Raw genomic sequence first — 16,877 nt, 5'->3', positions numbered from 1 at the left:
CGGTCGGCTGAGCTGTGGACAACGCGCCTGGCGGCGGCCCTGGGGAGGAGCGGATGACCGCGTCAGAAAGGTGGGGCGTCGTCGCCGTCCGCCGGGGCCGGGAAGAGCCAAGGAGCGCGAATCCGGCGACGTCGCTCGAGAAGCGCGTCATCGGGGATGAAGCGGACGGTGGGCTCCGGACGGTCGGTGTGCTCACGGCCGGTGGGACTCGTCCAGATGAGCACGCCCGGGCTGGTCTGCTGCACGGTCCACGCGGTGACGCCCTTGAGCGTATGGTGGCCGCGGCAGAGGTGGGCGAGGTTGGCGTGGTGCGTGGGGCCGCCCTGCGCCGCGCCGATCGTATGGTCGATGTCGCAGCGCCAGACGGGTCGGCGGCAACCGGGGAAGCGGCAATGCTCATCGCGGGCCGCGAGGAGACGCTGCAGTGCGGGCCCGGGCCGGTAGCGGTCGACGGCGAGGACGCTGCCGGTGACCGGGGAGGTCATCACGCGTTCCCAGCCGGGGGCGCCGCCGGCGAGGACGCGGGCGGTGTCGGGATCGATGGGGCCGTACCCGGCCAGCAGTGCCGGTTCGGTGGAGCCGCCGGTCATCGTCAGCACCGGCACGGTGACCTGCACGGTGGCGCGGATGGCATCGAGTCCCTCGCCGAACGCGTGCCGGTCGGGGCCGGCGGTGAGCAGGGTGTCGGTGAAGATGTCGGCACGCAACTGGTCGAGGGTGCGCTCGTCGACGCTTCCGCCGTCAGCCGGCGGGTAGCCGGCGCGGTCGGCTTCGTCGGCGTCGTCGGGCAGCACGTCGTCGCACGCGCCTTGGCCACCCGCGTTGTTACCGGGCGTTCGCGCGGCGATGACCGAGCGAGCTTGCGCGGTGAGCCGGTCCTCGATGCCGTGGGCGAGGCTGGCGGGCAGGAATGCGGTGAGCGCGGCCATGTCGTCGGGCAGGTCGACGACCTGGACGCGGCGGTCGGTGGCGGCCTGCTGGTGGCGATCCTGCAACGTGCGATCCTGGAACCGCTCTGCGATGACGCGCAGCACCGGCGTGAGTCGGCCCGGCGTGAGCTGGGCTGCACGCTCCAGCGCGAGCCGCACGAATGCGGCGCGGGCCCGGTCGTCGTCGATCGGGTCGCCGATGTCGTGGATGACCGACAGGTGCTGCCGCGAGATCTCACCGCGCTCCAGCGCCTCCACGCCTGCGCCGAACCGGGCGCACAGATCGGTCGCCTCCGCCAGCAGCCGGTTCACGGTGTACTCCGACACGCGCGCGGAGGTCGCCAGGTCGGCGACGAGCGCCCGCCGGTCCAGCTCCGTCCGTCGCGCAAGCTCCGGCGACGCGGTCACCGGCCGTGCCACCGCGGCGGCGGCGTCGGCGAGCATCCGGATCTCCGCCGCGTCCGCGATCGCCCGCTGCCGGCGTCCGGCCGCGAACGCATCCACCGCCCGGTCGTGACGGACGATCCGCACAGCAACCGCGCCGTCGGCGTGCACAGCACCGTGACGGTCGGGCACAGGAGGAGTGGTCGAAGACATGAGGCTCTCGCAGACGCAGGAACGGGCCGAGATTCCGCGCGAATCGCGCCATCATCCTCAACACCCGACCGCGGTCTGAACCGCACTGCTCCTCAGCCCGCCGCTACGGGCTACCAACTCATCGAACCTCTGCACGAAACAGTACACCGAGACGTGCAACACAGCAAGAATAAATGTTCGAAGAACTGCAGACGGAGTCGCTTGCCACAGGAACGTGACGGCTACTCGTCCTCGCCGGATTCCTGCGCCTCGGCGATCTCCACGACAGGCGCGACGGGTATCACGATCGACTCGACGGCCCCGCCGCCACCACCGACCCCGGCCACGCCGAACCCGCCGAGGTCGACCGCTGCGGCATCCGTCAGCCGCTCCGCCGCCGTTTCAGCGCGAGCCGGCTCGGAAGGCAGGCCGGTCCACTCGGTGGGCTCTTCCGGAAGCTTGCTGAACAGTCCCATACCGTCATTCTCACCCCGAGCAGCCCCGGATGGGGCGAGGCCGGGCGACCGGGGCGACCCGGGGTCAACCCTCGGCCGGTGCGTCCGCAGGCGGCTCCGCAGGCGGCTCAGCATTCGTCGCGTGGGGCTTGTCCGTCGGCGCCTCGAGCTCGCGCCGGCGCAGACGCACCACTCTGCCGACCCGTGCCGTGCCGCGCGTCACTCCGCTCACGACGGCCTCGCCCGCTCGACGGATGCCGCGCCCCGCGAGTCTCTCGATGCGGTCCGTTCCCGGACGGGGCTCGAGTTCGACCGGCCACTGGAGCGGCGGGACGCCGAAGGCGCGTCGCGAGCCCACGAGCACGCGGCGGCCGAGGATGTTGTTGCCGGCACCGCCGATGGCGGCGCCGATGCCGAAGGGAAGCGCCTTGCCGATCCATGACGCTCCGCCCCGCGCGGCGAACTGCCGGATGAACGTCGTCTTGAGCTTGTCGACGAGCGGGGCGACCGCCGCACGGGGGAGCGACTTCGTGATCAGCTCGCCCCAGTACGACGAGCGCGTGGGACCCCGCCCGGCTGCCTGCCCGGCCAGCTGGGCGACGAGATCGACTCCCTCCTTGCCGAGCATGAGCGTGAGCACGAGTGCGCGTGCGCGGTCGGGATCCGACACCGGGATGCCGTGCACCTCGGTGACCGATTGGGCGAACAGCGTCGTCGCCTCGAGGAAGGCGACGGTCTCGACGCCGCTCAGCGCCAACGTCACGCCGGTGCCGATGCCCGGCACGACCGCGGTCGCGCCGACGGCCGCGCCACCGGTCGTGACCGCCGCGAGATAACGGCGCTCGAGGATTCGGATGATCTCGGCGGGCGAGGAATCGGGATGGCGGAGACGGATGCTGCGCAGATGCGCCAGCACGACCGGCCGCTGGATCGCCAGAACCCGATCCAGCGCGCGGATCGTCAGCGGGTGCTCTTCGGACCCGGTGGGCGTCAGGCCGCCCTGCCACGGCGAGTCGCCGGGAAGCGAGTGGATGCGGTGGACTTTGTCGGCCATCGGGCCGATCCTATGCGTCGAACCTCGACGCGGGAGTCAGGGTTGACAGCCCGCGCCGGATGAGCTCAGACGAAGTCGGATGAGCTCAGACGAAGAGGTTGGCGCGCTCGAGGTCTTCGGCGAAGTCCACCTCGACGGCGTAAAGGTCGGAGATGTCGAGGGGCTCGAGCAGCACGCCGTCCTCGGCGATCGCCAGTTCGAGCCCGCGCTCGAAGTAGTCCTGGTCGTCGACGCGCGCGAGATGACGCATGAACGCCTTCTTGTCTGCGCTGGAGATGTAGTTGATGCCGACGGCCTCGCCGATGCCGCCATTGACGGTCTTCGAGAGCTCCTTGATGAACCCCTCCGGCGTGACGGTGTACTTGACCTCTTCGTCGCTCACCTTGGAGGTGTTGACGGTGACGAACGACTGGTCCCGCTCGATGAGGTCGATGGCGCGACCGAGCACGCGCGGGTCGAAGACGACATCGCCGTTCATCCAGAGCACGCCGCCCTTGCCCGTCTTGGCGAGGGCGCGAAGGAGACTCTTGGACGTGTTGGTCTGGTCGTAGCGATCGTTGTACACGTAGTCCACGTCGGGGAAGGCCTCGACGATCGTCTCGGCGCGGTAGCCCACCACCGTGGTGATCCTGGCATCGAGACCGAAGGCGGCACGGATGTTGTCGTGCTGCTGCTGCATGATGCTGCGGCCGTCGCTCAGCTCCGTGAGCGGTTTGGGGAGGCTGCGGCCGAGGCGCGAGCCCATTCCGGCTGCGAGGATGACGGTCTGAAGGGTCAAGATCTTCTCCTGAAGTACGCGATTCACTGCCGGTTCACCGGCTAGACACCCCTTCGTGCCGGGTCCATGGTACCGATGAGGGCTGGGAAGGTGCATAATGAGCGACTCCCGTTGCCGATTCGTGACATGACGCGAATGCTGCCACACGGCGATACGAACCGCCCCGTCCCGGGGACCGCTTGATACCTTGGTTCGGTGACTGCCTCCCTCCCGATGCCGGACGACATCGATCCGGAAGAACCGGACCGGCAGTCGCCCGCGCGCGTGGTGAGGCTCGCGGAGACCGGCTCGTCAGGCGGCGAAACGCCCGCTCGGCCGCCGCGGAAGAAGCGCCCGAGCAGCGGCTCCAAAGCGGCCGGCACGGGAAAGAAACGCTCCACCGCACCGCAGAAGCAGCCCCCGGCCGACGCGCAGCCCGATCCGGGTCCGCCGCCGCCCCTGCCGAGCGATCTCCAACGCGCGGCCACGGCCGCCGCAGGGCTCGTCGTCCCCCCACGCCCGCCGCTTCCGGCGCACGAGGAGTCCTCGTCGACGGATGCTGCGACCACCGAGGCGAATCCGGCGGCCGAGCCGGAGACCGCGAGCGGGTCGTCCGCCGACGAGACATCGCACGACGAGCCCCTTGCCGAAACCTCACGCGTGCCCGATGCTGAGCCCGTGGTCGAACCAGCGCCCGTGGTCGAGCCCGCGTCCGTGGTCGATCCGGCGCCGGTGGTCGAGCCCACGTCCGTGCCCACGCCGGTCGGGGAGCCGGAGCCGGCCGCATCGCCCACCTCACCGGCGTCCGCCACCGCATCTGCTGCCGAATCGCCACCGGCCGACGAGGCGGCGGCGGTTGCGGCATCCGTCTCTCCTGCCGGCGTGCCCGCGGCGTCGGGCGATGCGCTGGTGCTGCGGGGCGTCACGAAGCGGTTCGGGAGCACGCACGCCGTGGACGGGATCGACCTCACTGTGCCGGCGGGCACCTTCTACGGCCTCGTGGGCCCCAACGGTGCCGGCAAGACGACGACGCTCTCGATGATCGCGGGCCTGCTCGAGCCCGATCGCGGCACGATCCGCGTGGCGGGAGTGGATGCCGCGGCCGATCCCCTCGCCGCCAAGAAGCTGATGGGGGTGCTGCCCGACAGACTGCGCACCTTCGACCGGCTCACCGGTCGACAGCTCCTGTACTACTACGGCGTGCTGCGCCGTCTTCCTCCCGCCGTCGTGGAGAACCGCACCGCCGACCTCGCGCGCGCGTTCGACTTCGAGGACGCGCTCGCGCGCAGCGTCTCGGACTACTCGGCCGGCATGCTGAAGAAGGTCATGCTCGCGGGTGCCATGATCCACTCGCCCCGCCTGCTCGTGCTCGATGAGCCGTTCGAGGCGGTCGATCCCGTCTCGAGCGCGGTCATCCTCGACATCCTCTCCGCCTATGTCGCCCACGGCGGCACGGTGATCCTCTCCAGCCACGGCATGGGACTCGTCGAACGGGTCTGCTCGCGCGTCGCCGTCATCGTGGCGGGCCAGGTGCTCGCCGAGGGAACGGTCGACGATGTGCGCGGTGAGCTGACGCTCGAGCAGCGCTTCGTCGAACTGGCCGGCGGCCTCAGCGACGTGGAGGGTCTCGAGTGGCTGCACACGTTCTCCGACTGAGGATCGCACTGCTCCTCGGCGCACTGCGCGGAGACTCCGGTCACGTCACCCGCGTGGTCACCGGTCTCGTCATCCTCGTCGCCGCGACCGCCGCGGCCTGCTGGGCGCTGCTGACGATGCGGGATGCCGCGACCGACGAGGTGGTCGCGGTCACGGTGCTCGGGGGCTCGGCGGTGACTCTGGGGTTCGCCCTCGCTCCGCTCTTCGGCGGTGCAGAGGACCCCCTCGACCCGCGACGGTTCGCCTTGTTCGGCCTGCCTCGCGGGCGCCTCGCGGTCGTGCTGGCGGCAGCGGGTCTCATCAGCGTGCCGATCTTCGTGCTCGTGGCGCTGGGGATCTGCGTCGTCCTCCTGTGGGACGCGCACTGGGTCGCGACCGCGGTGAGCGGTGCCGGCGTCGTGCTCGGCATCCTCACCTGCGCGCTGCTCGCACGTGTGTGCATGGCGGTGGCCTCGCTGTATCTGAGCCATCGCCGCTCCCGGGAGCTGTCGGGGCTCTTCCTGCTCGTCGTGCTCGTGGTGGTCGTACCGGTGGGCGTGTTCCTCGCGTCCCTGGAGTGGCGGGGAAGCGTGCCGCCACAACTCCTCGACGCCGTGGATGCGCTGGCGCTCACTCCCATCGGTGCCGCGTGGGCGATTCCCGGCAGAGTCGCGGCGGACGGGAACGTCGCATTGCCGGCACTCGTCGCCGTCGCCACGGTGGTCGTGCTGGCAGCCCTCTGGATGTGGGCGGTGCGCCGCCTGCTCACGACCACCGAACGCCCCGGCACCGGGCGGACGCGCGGCGGCCTCGGGTGGTTCGGCGTGGGGCCGGGCACGCCCGGCGGGGCGATCGCGGCGCGCAGCCTCGTCTACTGGTTCGGCGACCGCCGCTACGTCGTCAATGCCCTCGTGATCCCGTTCGCCGCGGCGATCACGGCGGTACCGCTGCTCGTCGCGGGCGTCCCGCCGGAGCTCGTCGCGCTGGTGCCCGTCCCCTTCGCCGCGCTCTTCCTCGGCTGGCTGCCGCACGACGACGTCGCCTACGACTCCACCGCCGTGTGGATGCACATCGCGAGCGGCGTGCGAGGCGTGTCCGACCGCATCGGGCGCCTGGTGCCCGTTCTCCTGGTCGGCGTCCCGCTCCTCGCGCTCGCCATCCCCATTGCAGCCTCGCTGCACGGCAGGTGGTCCATACTGCCCGCGCTGATCGGCGTCTGCGCCTCGCTTTTCCTGTCGGGCCTCGGGTTCTCGAGCATCTCCTCGGTCGTCGCGCCGTACGCGGTGTCGCGGCCCGGCGAGAGCCCTTTCCAGCAGCCCCAGCGCACGAGCGCGAGCGGCACGATCGCGCAGGGCGTGGTCATGCTGGGAGCACTCGTCGTGTCGGCCCCGGTGCTGCTGTGCGGCTGGCTCGCGCTCCGGGGCGACACCAGTTCCGCCACCCTCGCGCTCTGGGCCGGGCTGCTCATCGGGCTCGGCGTGCTGGTGGTGGGCATCGGCGTCGGATCGATCGTCTTCGAGCGTCGCGGCGGTCGCCTCATGGAGTTCGCCGAGTCGACCTGACCGGCTCTTCGCCGCCCTGTGACCGCTCGCCCCGACTACACTGGCAGACCATGAGCACCCCGCTGGACAGCCCCGACCAGGGCGGCACCGCGACCCTCGATCGCGAGCTCGAAGAGCTCCTCAAAGAAGAGAACATCGAGCCGGGTGACCACGAGCGCTTCTCGCATTACGTGAAGAAGGACAAGATCCTCGAGTCCGCGCTCACCGGCAAGCCGGTGCGCGCACTGTGCGGGAAGAAGTGGACCCCCGGCCGCGATCCCGAGAAGTTCCCGGTGTGCCCGACCTGCAAAGAGATCTACGAGTCCCTCGCGACCTGACCGTCACTCCGCGTCGGCGTAGACGGTGGGAATCGCCGGATCGGAGCGGCTGAGCGCGAGACCGCGCACCGGCAGCTCTTCGCGTACACGCGCGTGATGGGCCCGCGCGGCCTCGACGCCCGCGGAGCCCTCGTACGCGGCATCCGGTTCTCCGTCCACCACCAGCTGGACCTGCAACGGCCGTGCGTCCGGGTGCGAGGTGGCGGTGTCGAGCTGCTCGAAGCCGTCCGACACGACGATGAGCTCGCTCGTTGCTGTGCCGGCGTCGAGGGTGCGGAACGCCGCCTTACGGCCGCCCTTCGACGCCTTGTCGGTCGACGCCTTGGCGACCGCGACCCAGCCGCCCGCGTCGTCCTGGCGCGCCACGAGCTTGTAGACCATGCCGGCGGTGGGGGTGCCGGACCCCGTGACGACCGACGTGCCCACACCGTACGCGTCGACCGGGGATGCCGCGAGCGCGGCGATCGCGTACTCGTCGAGGTCGCTCGTCACGGTGATGCGCGTGCGCGTGGCACCCAGCTCGTCGAGCTGCGCGCGCACCTCGGCCGCGACGGTCGGCAGGTCGCCGGAGTCGATGCGCACTCCGCCCAGGCCGGTTCCGGCGACGCGCACGGCGGTCTCGACGCCGGTGCGGATGTCGTACGTGTCGACGAGGAGCGTCGTTCCCACCCCGAGCGCCTCGACCTGCGCCCGGAAGGCGTCCTCCTCCGTGTCGTGGAGGAGCGTCCACGCGTGTGCGGCGGTGCCCATCGTCGGGATGCCCCACCGTCGCCCCGCCTCGAGATTCGAGGTCGCGCCGAACCCGGCGATGTAGGCCGCGCGCGCCGCGGCGACCGCCGAGCCCTCGGCGGCGCGGCGTGAGCCCATCTCGGCGAGGGGCCGGTCGCCGGCGGCGATGCTCATGCGGGCCGCGGCCGTCGCGATCGCGGAGTCGTAGTTGAGCACGCTCAGCGCCAGCGTCTCGAGCACGACCGCCTCCGCGAACGTGCCTTCGATCGTCAGGATGGGGGAGCCCGGAAAGTACAACTCCCCCTCGCGGTAGCCGGTCACCGAGCCCGTGAACCGGTAGTCCTGGAGGAAGTCGAGGGTGGCGGCATCCACCACGTCCTCGTCACGCAGGTACTGCAGCTCCTCGGCCGCGAACCGGAAATCCCGGATGAGCGACAGCAGGCGGCCCGTGCCGCCGACGACGCCGAACCGGCGCGCCCCCGGCAGGCGCCTGCCGAACAATTCGAAGACGCACCGCCGGTGGGCGGTGCCGTCGCGCAGCGCGGCGTCGATCATCGTGAGCTCGTAGCGGTCCGTCAGCAGGGCGGTCGAGGCGCTCATGCGGGCCAGCCTAGCCAGCGCCTGGCGTAGGCTGGGGCATCGTGAACGACGCGCCGATCGGAATCTTCGACTCCGGAGTCGGCGGGCTCACCGTCGCGCGGGCCGTCTCGGCGCTGCTTCCCCGGGAGTCGATCCTCTACATCGGCGACACCGCGCGCTCGCCCTATGGTCCGAAGCCGATCGCCGACGTGCGCCGCTACGCGCTGGAGGTGCTCGACGACCTGGTGGCCCAGGGCGTCAAGATGCTCGTGATCGCCTGCAACACCGCCTCTGCGGCCATGCTGCGCGACGCGCGAGAGCGCTACGACGTTCCGGTGGTCGAGGTGATCAACCCCGCGGTCCGCACCGCCATGTCGACGACCCGCAACGGCCGCGTCGGGGTGATCGGCACCGCAGGCACGATCAGCTCGGGCGCCTACCAGGACATGCTCGGCGTCAACGAGCGACTGACGGTCTTCGCTCAGGCGTGCCCGCGCTTCGTCGAGTTCGTCGAGGCGGGAGTCACCGGCTCGCCGGAGGTGCTCGCCGTCGCCGAGGAGTACCTCGCCCCGTTGCGCGCCGCCGCAGTCGACACGCTCGTGCTCGGCTGCACGCACTACCCGTTCCTCGAGGGCGCCATCAGCTACGTCATGGGTCCGGACGTGAGCCTGGTGTCGAGTGACACCGAGACCGCGAAGGACGTCTATCGCCAGCTGGTTTCCCGCGATCTGCTCGCGGGACCGGAGGCCGAGCCCCGCCACGTCTACGAGGCGACGGGCGCGTCGGCCGACGACTTCCTGCTGCTCGCGCACCGGCTCATGGGCCGCGAGGTCACTTCCGTGCGGCTCGTGCAGACCGGCGCCATCGACCTTCCATCCCGCCTCGGCTGAGGCATCCGTCCCCTCCCGGAGGAGAGAAATGACCGAGATCACCCGTGCCGACGGCCGTTCCGTCGATCAGCTGCGCCCCGTCATGATCGAGCGGGGCTGGTCGAAGCAGGCGGAGGGGTCGGCGCTCATCTCCTTCGGGAACACGAAGGTGCTGTGCACGGCGTCGTTCACGAACGGCGTGCCGCGCTGGCTGGCCGGCAAGGGCAAAGGGTGGATCACGGCGGAGTACGCGATGCTGCCGCGCGCGACGAACGACCGCAACGACCGCGAGAGCGTCAAGGGCAAGATCGGCGGCCGCACGCACGAGATCTCGCGCCTGATCGGGCGTGCGCTGCGTGCCGTCGTCGATACGAAGGCCCTCGGTGAGAACACGATCGTCATCGACTGCGACGTGCTGCAGGCCGACGGGGGCACCCGCACCGCTGCCATCACCGGCGCGTACGTCGCACTCGCGGACGCGATCGAGTGGGGCCGCGGGAAGAGGTTCATCGGTCAGAAGGCGCAGGTGCTGTTCGACTCGGTCTCTGCGGTGTCCGTGGGCATCATCGACGGCGAGCCGATGCTCGACCTCGCCTACGTCGAGGACGTGCGCGCCGAGACCGACATGAACGTGGTCGTCACCGGCCGCGGACTGTTCGTCGAGGTGCAGGGGACCGCCGAGGGCGCGCCGTTCGACAAGCGCGAACTCGACGCGCTCCTCGAGCTGGGTGTCAGCGGGTGCGCCGACCTCCGCGACTTCCAGGCCGCCGCGCTCGCCGCCGAGGGTGCGGCGTGACCGCGCACCCCCAAGACATGGCGGATGCGGTCGCCGCGGTCGAGTCGGAGTCGGCGACCGCGCACACGCTGCCGCAGATCGTGCTCGCGACGCACAACCGTCACAAGGTCGAGGAGTTCCAGGCGATCGTGGCGGCGACGCGACCGGATCTCATCGTGGTCGCCTACGACGGCCCGGAGCCGGTCGAGGACGGCGTGACGTTCGCCGAGAACGCCCTCATCAAGGCGCGGGCGGCGGCTGAGCACACCGGTCTTCCGGCGCTCGCGGACGACTCGGGCATCTGCGTGGACGTGCTCGGCGGGGCTCCGGGCGTATTCTCGGCGTACTGGGCAGGGCACGCGAAGGATGCCTCGGCGAACCTCGACCTGCTGCTCGACCAGCTCGCCGACATCCGCGACCCCCACCGCACGGCGCAGTTCGTCTCGACGATCGCGCTCGTGGTTCCGGGCGACGGTTCCCGCGAGGGCGTCGTCGAGGGCGTGTGGCCGGGACGCCTGGCGACGGCGCCGGCGGGGACGGGCGGCTTCGGCTACGACCCGATCTTCATCCCCGACGGGCAGGAGCAGGGCGCGGAGCGGACGGTCGGGGAGTGGACCGCGTACGAGAAGAACGCGGCGTCCCATCGCTCGCGCGCGTTCGAGGCTCTCGCCCCGCTGCTCGCAGATCTCTGAGCCCCCAGCGCGGTTCCTGAGAGTGATTCGCAGCATCGTTCCCGACTGCGTGGATCGGCGGCGGCGCGGCGCCTCGCGGGCTTAGCCTGAGGTCATGCACGAGCACGCGCCGACGGGCATTCGGGGGGCCGGCAACCGGCGGCTCCTCGCGATCTCGCTCGCGCTCACCGCCACGGTCATGGTGGTGCAGGTCGTCGGGGCGGCGCTTTCGGGGTCCCTCGCGCTGCTCGCGGATGCCGCGCACATGTTCACGGATGCTGCCGCCCTCGTGATCGCGCTGATCGCCAGCACCGTCGCGGCGCGGCCCGCCAACGATCGCCGCACTTTCGGCTACCAGCGCGCCGAGGTGTTCGGTGCACTCGTCAACGGCGTCATCCTCATTCTGCTGTCGGTGTGGGTGGCGATCGAGGGCGTCTCGCGCCTGGTCGACCCGGGGGAGGCGGAGGTCGCGGGCGGCCTCATGCTCGTCGTCGCGATCGTCGGGCTCGTCGCGAACGCCGTGGCCATGTGGCTGCTGAGCGCTGCCCAGCGGCACAGCATCAACGTGCGGGGCGCCTACCTCGAGGTGCTCGGCGACCTCATCGGCTCGGCCGCCGTGATCGCGGCGGCGATCGTCATCGTGGTGACCGGCTGGGATCAGGCCGACGCGATCGCGTCGCTGCTGATCGCGGCGATGATCATCCCGCGCGCGATCGGGCTGCTGCGCGAGGTCGTCTCGGTGCTCGCCGAATCCGCGCCGAAGGGTACGCATGTGCGCGAGATCCGCGACCACATCCTCACGACGCCGGGTGTCGTCGATGTACACGACGTGCACGTGTGGCAGCTCACGCGCGGCGCGCCGGTCTTCACGGCTCACGTCGTCGTGGACGACGCCGCACTCGCCGATGGGCGGGCCGCCGGCATCCTGAGCGACCTGCAGAGCTGTCTCTCGCAGCACTTCGACGTCGAGCACTCGACGTTCCAGCTCGAGCCGGCCGGCCATGTCGAGCATGGCGCCCACACCTGATCAGTCCTCGCGGTGAACCTCGGACGGCGTCTTGTCGGGCCGCAGTCCGCGCCAGCGGGGGTGCCGGAGAATCCCTCCCGGCGTGAACTCGCCGTACTCCACCTCGCCCACGAACTCCGGCCGCACCCACAGGGCGTCGCGGGCATCGAGTGGCGGAACGCCCACAAGCGGGTTGTCGTCGGTGCGCAGCGGCAGCAGCGTCTTCATCAGCGCCTTCAGCGTCGAGTCGCTGAAGCCTGTGCCGACACGGCCCGCGTAGCGCAGTCCTTCGCCGTCGGGAATGCCGAGCAGCAGCGATCCGAACGTGGTGCTGCGGCCGCCCTTGCCCGGGCGGATCCCCGCGATCACCACTTCCTGCGTACGCGTGAGCTTCACCTTCAGCCAGGCGGCCGACCGGCCGCCGCGCAGATACCGCGAGCCGGGATCCTTGACGACGATCCCCTCCAGCCGCAGCTGCTCGCTGGTCTCGAGCGCCGCGTCGACATCGTCGAACACCGGTGGCACGACGATGGGATCGACGGATGCTGCCGCCACCGCCTCCAGCTCGTCCCGGCGCTCGCGCAGGGGCAGGTCGGCAAGGTCTTCGCCGTCGTGCGCCAGCACATCGAACAGGTAGTAGCGCACCGGGGTGCGACGGGCCTCTCGGGCGATGTCGCCCGCGCGCTCGAGGTTCATGCGCGTCTGCAGCAGCGGGAAGCTCGGTCGCCCGTCCGGCTCGAGTGCCACGAGCTCTCCGTCGACGACGCACGGCTCAGGACCGAAGCCGGCATCGACCGCGGTCAGCTCGGGGTACCGGTGAGTCACCTCGTTGCCGCTCCGTGTGTACAGCCGCAGGCGCTCGCCATCCCACGCGCCGACGGCGCGGATGCCGTCCCATTTCATCTCGACCCATGCGGCGTCGTCGCCGTCGCGCTCAGCCCAGCTGCGGGCCGCGGCCCGTGCCTGCGCCGGCGTCGCGGAGGTGGACAGCATGGGCCGGAGATCAGCGTGGGCCGACGGCGCAGACGCTCCTGAAACTCCATTGAACTTGAGGTTCACACGGCTCTTCACGTGGGGGAGAGCCGTCGCATCGCCCTCGTCGCCGTGTGAACCGGAGCTCACATCGGGGGGCGGGGTGCTGTGTGAACCGGAACTCATATGGGGTTCTGGGGTGCTGTGTGAACCGGAACTCACATGGGGTTCTGGGGTGCTGTGTGAACCGGAGCTCACATGGGCTTTTCGAGGTGCGTCGTGCGCTCCCTCCCGGGGCGAACGGCCACGTCGCGGCTCGTCGGCTTGCGGCGTCGGCTCGACGACGATGCCGTCCGGCTGAGGTCGCCCCTCGGCATCCGTCTTCATCCGGTGCAGCAGCCAGCTGGACTTCTCGCCCTCGCCCTGCGTCCGGATCAGCGCGAGACGCACGCGGCCGAGTGGGCCGCCCGGACGCCCGTCGAGGGTGGCGATGATCTCGTCGTCGCGCCACTTCTCCAGGTCGTAACGGCCGTCGTCCCAGATCGTGACGGTGCCGCCGCCGTACTCGCCGCTGGGGATCGTGCCCTCGAACGTCGCGTACTCCATGGGGTGGTCCTCGGTCATGATCGCGAGGTTGTTGCGCTTGTACGAGTGCGGCACGCCCCGCGGGACCGCCCAGCTGACCAGCACCCCCTCGTGCTCCAGGCGGAAGTCCCAGTGCAGCGCCGTGGCATGGTGCTCCTGGATGACGAAGCGGGGGCGCTCGCCGCTCGGGGTCGTGCCGAGGGGGTTCACCGGCACCGGCTCGGGGGTCCTGTCGGCGCTGCGCTTGGAGATGTACGCCGACAGCGGGCCCGATTCCGCCTCCCGGCCACCCGCATGGAAGCCCAGCGGTGCCATCGGGTCGCCGATCGCCTCGATGCGCTCGAGCACCTCCCCGAACTCGAGGTGCCGCAGGCCGGGCTCGTCCAGCTCGTCCCACGTCCGGGGGGCGGCCACCGTCGGGTGGGGACGGCCGCGCAGCGAGTACGGGGCGATCGTCGTCTTCGATCCGTTGTTCTGGCTCCAGTCGATGAGCACTCTGCCGTGCCGCTCGGACTTCTTCATGCTGCTCACGACGAGGTCGCGGTGGTCGGCCTCGATCGCGCGCGCGAGTTCGTTTGCGAGTGTCGACGCCTGCTCGGTGGTCTGGCCGGGCGGCAGGGCGGCATAGAGATGGATGCCTTTGCTTCCACTCGTGACCGGGTACGGCTCCAGCCCCATCCCGACGAGGATGGCGCGCGCCCACCCGGCGACGACCGCGCACTCCGCGAGCCCCACACCCGGCCCCGGGTCGAGGTCCAGCACCAGCCGATCGGCAGGGCCCCTGTCGCCTCCTGGCGTGAACCGCCACTGCGGCACGTGCAGCTCGAGACTGGCCACCTGCGCCAGGTACACGAGCGTCGGCACGTCGCCGACCAGCGGATAGTCCTTGGTGCCGCTGGAGTGGGGAATCGGCATCCGCCGCACCCATGACGGCGCCCCGCGTTCGAGGTCCTTCGCGAAGAACACCATCCCGGGGTCGTCCGCGGTGCCCACGCCGTCAGGCCAGCGCTTGCGGGTGACGGGCCGCCCGACCACATGGGGGATGAGCACCTCGGCGACTCGCGAGTAATAGTCGATGACCTCGCCCTTGGTGGTGCCGGTCTCGGGATAGAGCACCTTCTCGAGGTTCGTGACGCGCAGACGGCGGCCACCGATGCGCACCAGCTGCTCGTCGCCCGCCATAGGCCCATCCTGCCGTGTGACGCAACCCGGTGGGCGGGGGTAGCCGCCGAGCGTGTGACAGGTGTTCACTGGTGGGGTGAGAGCGATCTGGAAGGGTGCACTGACGTTCGGCCTCGTCAACGTGCCGGTGAAGGTGTACTCGGCGACCGAGGACCACGACGTCTCGCTGCACCAGGTGCACAACAAGGACGGCGGTCGCATCCGCTACCAGCGCAAGTGCGAGGTGTGCGGCGAGATCGTCGCCTTCCAGGACATCGACAAGGCGTACGACGACGGGGAGCGCACCGTCGTGCTCACCAAGGAGGACCTGGACTCGCTTCCGGCCGAGCGAAGCCGCGAGATCGACGTCGTCGAGTTCGTGCCGAGCGAGCAGATCGATCTGCTGACCCTCGACCGCTCCTACTATCTCGAGCCGGACTCGAGCTCCCCGAAGGCCTACGTGCTGCTGCGCAAGACGCTCGAGCAGACCGACCGCACGGCGATCGTGCGGTTCTCGCTCCGGCAGAAGACGCGCCTCGCGGCGCTACGGGTGCGCGACGACGTGCTGGTGCTGCAGACCCTCCTGTGGTCCGACGAGGTGCGGGAGGCGGCGTTCCCGTCGCTGGACGAGCCGGTCAGGATCTCGGCGAAGGAGCTGGAGCTGTCGGCATCCCTCGTCGAGAGCTTCTCGAGCGACTTCGACCCCGAGGAGTTCAAGGACGAGTATCAGGAGGAGCTGCGCACCCTCATCGAGGCGAAGCTCGAGAAGGGCGATGCGGTCGACACCGCGGAGACCTTCGGCGAGCAGGAGGAAGAGGAGGCGGGCGGCGAGGTCATCGACCTCATGGCCGCCCTGCGTGCCAGCGTCGAGAAGTCCCGTGCGGCGCGCGAAGGAGCGTCGACGTCCTCGTCAGGGAAGAAGGATGCCGGCACCACCGCGACCCCGGAGGGTGCAGCATCCGCCAAGAAATCCGCGGCTGAGTCGAAGGCGAAGAAGCCCCCGGCGAAGAAGCCCGCGGCGAAGAAGAAGGCGTCCTGACGGGCTGACGGCGTCAGGCCGCCGGGCCCGTGCCCCGCTCGTGCTCGTGGCCGTGCTCCGGCCCGCGCTCGAAGACCTCCGGATCGAGGACGAGCGCCTCGGCCTCGGCGTGGTCGGTGACGACGTCTTCCCCGGCAGCCGCGGCCTTCTTGGCCTTGCTGCGCTCGCGGACGTAGTGCCAGAGCGTGACGAGCGCCGTGCCGCCGACGGCCACGAGGAGGATGAGGTCGATGTAGTTCTCGACGAACTCCGCGACAGGCGGGATGTAGCCGAGAAGGTAGCCGAACATCGTCAGTCCGAAGCCCCACAGCACGGCGCCGGTGAGGTTGTAGAGCGTGTACTTCCACTTGTTCATGTGGCCGATGCCGGCGGCGACGGGGGCGAACGTGCGCACGATCGGCACGAATCGGGCCAGGATGATCGTGAGCCCGCCGAATCGCTCGAAGAAGGCGTTGGTGCGCTCGACGTTCTTGACGCTGAACAGGCCCGATTCCTTCTTCTCGAAGACCGCCGGGCCACCCTTGTGGCCGATGAAGTACCCGACTTCACCGCCGATGAAGGCGGAGAGTCCGATCAGCAGCGAAACGACCCAGATGTTGACGCCGAAGATGTTGCTCGTGTGCGTCAGCAGGCCCGAGATCACCAGCAGGGTGTCACCGGGGAGAAGGAAGCCGATGAGCAGGCCCGTCTCGGCGAAGACGATGAAGCACACGACGACGAGCGCCCAAGGGCCCGCCCAGTCGATGATGGCGGCCGGATCCAGCCACGGGATCAGGGCGGTGGGAACAGCGTGCACGATGGTCGTCCCGTCGTCAGTCGGCGGAGAATGCGAGAACTCGCGTGCGGAAGGTGGGACTTGAACCCACACGCCCGGAGGCACAGGAACCTAAATCCTGCGTGTCTGCCAATTTCACCACTCCCGCGAGTGGGTTCAGTCTACTGAGGCGACCGGGGCCTCGCGGCGGGGCGGGCCGTCGGCGCGAAAGCGGGCTTACCGGCGGATGCCGAACAGGAAGTAGCTGGCCGGGCCGATCCAGTTGACCAGGATCGCGGGGACCCACGCGACCTTGGGTCCGCGCACCTCTTCCGCGTCCCGGTGGGCGAGATCCCAGAACGCCAGGAACGCGAAGGCGACCTGGAGGATGCCCAGGACGCCGAGCCCTGCCTTCGCCGCCGGGGCGAGTTCTGTCTTCGTCATCATCGTCC

The 16,877-nt window shown here is 70.3% G+C and carries 16 protein-coding genes and 1 tRNA gene; 8 read left to right on the top strand and 9 right to left on the bottom strand.

The annotated features are described in order from the left end of the window. Positions 1-62: 62 nt before the first annotated feature. The 4 genes from ACN9MP_RS11015 to ACN9MP_RS11000 form a co-directional block, all read right to left on the bottom strand. Positions 63-1,505 (bottom strand): DUF222 domain-containing protein, encoded by a 1,443-nt coding sequence (locus ACN9MP_RS11015; RefSeq protein ID WP_426320145.1) that lies wholly within the window; start codon positions 1,503-1,505, stop codon positions 63-65. A gap of 242 nt (positions 1,506-1,747) precedes the next feature. Further along, positions 1,748-1,981, bottom strand: coding sequence for a hypothetical protein (locus ACN9MP_RS11010; protein ID WP_426320143.1), 234 nt, complete (start codon positions 1,979-1,981; stop codon positions 1,748-1,750). Between the two features lie 64 nt (positions 1,982-2,045). Beyond that, positions 2,046-3,014, bottom strand: a complete 969-nt coding sequence (locus ACN9MP_RS11005; protein ID WP_426320142.1) for a hypothetical protein — start codon at positions 3,012-3,014, stop codon at positions 2,046-2,048. An 85-nt stretch (positions 3,015-3,099) separates the two neighbouring features. Continuing rightward, complete coding sequence (locus ACN9MP_RS11000; RefSeq protein ID WP_426320140.1) at positions 3,100-3,792, bottom strand: NTP transferase domain-containing protein; 693 nt, start codon at positions 3,790-3,792, stop codon at positions 3,100-3,102. Between the two features lie 195 nt (positions 3,793-3,987). Between ACN9MP_RS11000 and ACN9MP_RS10995 the strand changes: the two genes are divergently transcribed. The 3 genes from ACN9MP_RS10995 to ACN9MP_RS10985 are packed head-to-tail and all read left to right on the top strand — an operon-like array spanning position 3,988 to position 7,285. Then, complete coding sequence (locus ACN9MP_RS10995) at positions 3,988-5,427, top strand: ATP-binding cassette domain-containing protein (RefSeq protein ID WP_426320138.1); 1,440 nt, start codon at positions 3,988-3,990, stop codon at positions 5,425-5,427. Further along, complete coding sequence (locus tag ACN9MP_RS10990; protein ID WP_426320136.1) at positions 5,403-6,968, top strand: hypothetical protein; 1,566 nt, start codon at positions 5,403-5,405, stop codon at positions 6,966-6,968. Before ACN9MP_RS10995 ends, ACN9MP_RS10990 begins: the two co-directional genes overlap by 25 nt. Before the next feature lie 50 nt (positions 6,969-7,018). Beyond that, positions 7,019-7,285, top strand: a complete 267-nt coding sequence (locus ACN9MP_RS10985) for a DUF3039 domain-containing protein (protein ID WP_426320135.1) — start codon at positions 7,019-7,021, stop codon at positions 7,283-7,285. Positions 7,286-7,288: 3 nt separating this feature from the next. Here the strand turns inward: ACN9MP_RS10985 and ACN9MP_RS10980 are convergent, their stop codons facing one another. Beyond that, on the bottom strand, positions 7,289-8,614 hold the full coding sequence (locus ACN9MP_RS10980) for a nicotinate phosphoribosyltransferase (protein ID WP_426320134.1): 1,326 nt from the start codon (positions 8,612-8,614) through the stop codon (positions 7,289-7,291). Between the two features lie 41 nt (positions 8,615-8,655). On the opposite strand from ACN9MP_RS10980, the gene murI reads away from it, so the two are divergent. The 4 genes from murI (at position 8,656) to ACN9MP_RS10960 (ending at position 11,935) form a co-directional block, all read left to right on the top strand. Then, complete coding sequence (murI, locus tag ACN9MP_RS10975; RefSeq protein WP_426320132.1) at positions 8,656-9,483, top strand: glutamate racemase; 828 nt, start codon at positions 8,656-8,658, stop codon at positions 9,481-9,483. Positions 9,484-9,511: 28 nt separating this feature from the next. Beyond that, a complete protein-coding gene (rph, locus tag ACN9MP_RS10970; RefSeq protein ID WP_426320130.1) occupies positions 9,512-10,258 on the top strand; it encodes a ribonuclease PH in 747 nt (248 codons plus the stop codon). A gap of 17 nt (positions 10,259-10,275) precedes the next feature. Continuing rightward, positions 10,276-10,929, top strand: a complete 654-nt coding sequence (gene rdgB, locus ACN9MP_RS10965; RefSeq protein WP_426325991.1) for an RdgB/HAM1 family non-canonical purine NTP pyrophosphatase — start codon at positions 10,276-10,278, stop codon at positions 10,927-10,929. A 94-nt stretch (positions 10,930-11,023) separates the two neighbouring features. Beyond that, a complete protein-coding gene (locus tag ACN9MP_RS10960) occupies positions 11,024-11,935 on the top strand; it encodes a cation diffusion facilitator family transporter (RefSeq protein ID WP_426320128.1) in 912 nt (303 codons plus the stop codon). Here the strand turns inward: ACN9MP_RS10960 and ACN9MP_RS10955 are convergent, their stop codons facing one another. Further along, positions 11,936-14,653, bottom strand: coding sequence for an ATP-dependent DNA ligase (locus ACN9MP_RS10955; RefSeq protein WP_426320126.1), 2,718 nt, complete (start codon positions 14,651-14,653; stop codon positions 11,936-11,938). It abuts the gene before it with no gap. Between the two features lie 76 nt (positions 14,654-14,729). On the opposite strand from ACN9MP_RS10955, the gene ACN9MP_RS10950 reads away from it, so the two are divergent. Beyond that, a complete protein-coding gene (locus ACN9MP_RS10950; protein WP_426320124.1) occupies positions 14,730-15,671 on the top strand; it encodes a Ku protein in 942 nt (313 codons plus the stop codon). A gap of 13 nt (positions 15,672-15,684) precedes the next feature. On the opposite strand, the gene ACN9MP_RS10945 is transcribed toward ACN9MP_RS10950, so the two are convergent. The 3 genes from ACN9MP_RS10945 to ACN9MP_RS10935 all read right to left on the bottom strand — a co-directional run bounded on the left by ACN9MP_RS10945 (position 15,685) and on the right by ACN9MP_RS10935 (position 16,872). Further along, positions 15,685-16,467 (bottom strand): DedA family protein, encoded by a 783-nt coding sequence (locus ACN9MP_RS10945; RefSeq protein WP_426320122.1) that lies wholly within the window; start codon positions 16,465-16,467, stop codon positions 15,685-15,687. 45 nt (positions 16,468-16,512) lie between these two features. After that, a tRNA-Leu gene (locus tag ACN9MP_RS10940) sits at positions 16,513-16,594 on the bottom strand. Positions 16,595-16,662: 68 nt separating this feature from the next. Further along, entirely contained in the window at positions 16,663-16,872 is a 210-nt protein-coding gene (locus tag ACN9MP_RS10935) for a PLDc N-terminal domain-containing protein (RefSeq protein ID WP_426320120.1), read from the bottom strand. Positions 16,873-16,877 lie beyond the last annotated feature (5 nt).

This window comes from Microbacterium sp. E-13 (assembly GCF_049912955.1).
Lineage (GTDB): Bacteria > Actinomycetota > Actinomycetes > Actinomycetales > Microbacteriaceae > Microbacterium.
Note: the sequence above shows the minus strand (reverse complement) of the source record. Positions and strands in the feature narration are given on the sequence as shown.

Excerpts from the sequence above, each read along its gene's own strand:
- rph (WP_426320130.1), top strand. The coding sequence starts at position 9,512 with ATGACCGAGATCACCCGTGCCGACGGCCGTTCCGTCGATCAGCTGCGC.
- ACN9MP_RS10980 (WP_426320134.1), bottom strand. The coding sequence starts at position 8,614 with ATGAGCGCCTCGACCGCCCTGCTGACGGACCGCTACGAGCTCACGATG.
- ACN9MP_RS10955 (WP_426320126.1), bottom strand. The coding sequence starts at position 14,653 with ATGGCGGGCGACGAGCAGCTGGTGCGCATCGGTGGCCGCCGTCTGCGC.
- ACN9MP_RS11010 (WP_426320143.1), bottom strand. The coding sequence starts at position 1,981 with ATGGGACTGTTCAGCAAGCTTCCGGAAGAGCCCACCGAGTGGACCGGC.
- ACN9MP_RS10960 (WP_426320128.1), top strand. The coding sequence starts at position 11,024 with ATGCACGAGCACGCGCCGACGGGCATTCGGGGGGCCGGCAACCGGCGG.
- rdgB (WP_426325991.1), top strand. The coding sequence starts at position 10,276 with ATGGCGGATGCGGTCGCCGCGGTCGAGTCGGAGTCGGCGACCGCGCAC.
- ACN9MP_RS11005 (WP_426320142.1), bottom strand. The coding sequence starts at position 3,014 with ATGGCCGACAAAGTCCACCGCATCCACTCGCTTCCCGGCGACTCGCCG.
- ACN9MP_RS10985 (WP_426320135.1), top strand. The coding sequence starts at position 7,019 with ATGAGCACCCCGCTGGACAGCCCCGACCAGGGCGGCACCGCGACCCTC.
- ACN9MP_RS10935 (WP_426320120.1), bottom strand. The coding sequence starts at position 16,872 with ATGATGACGAAGACAGAACTCGCCCCGGCGGCGAAGGCAGGGCTCGGC.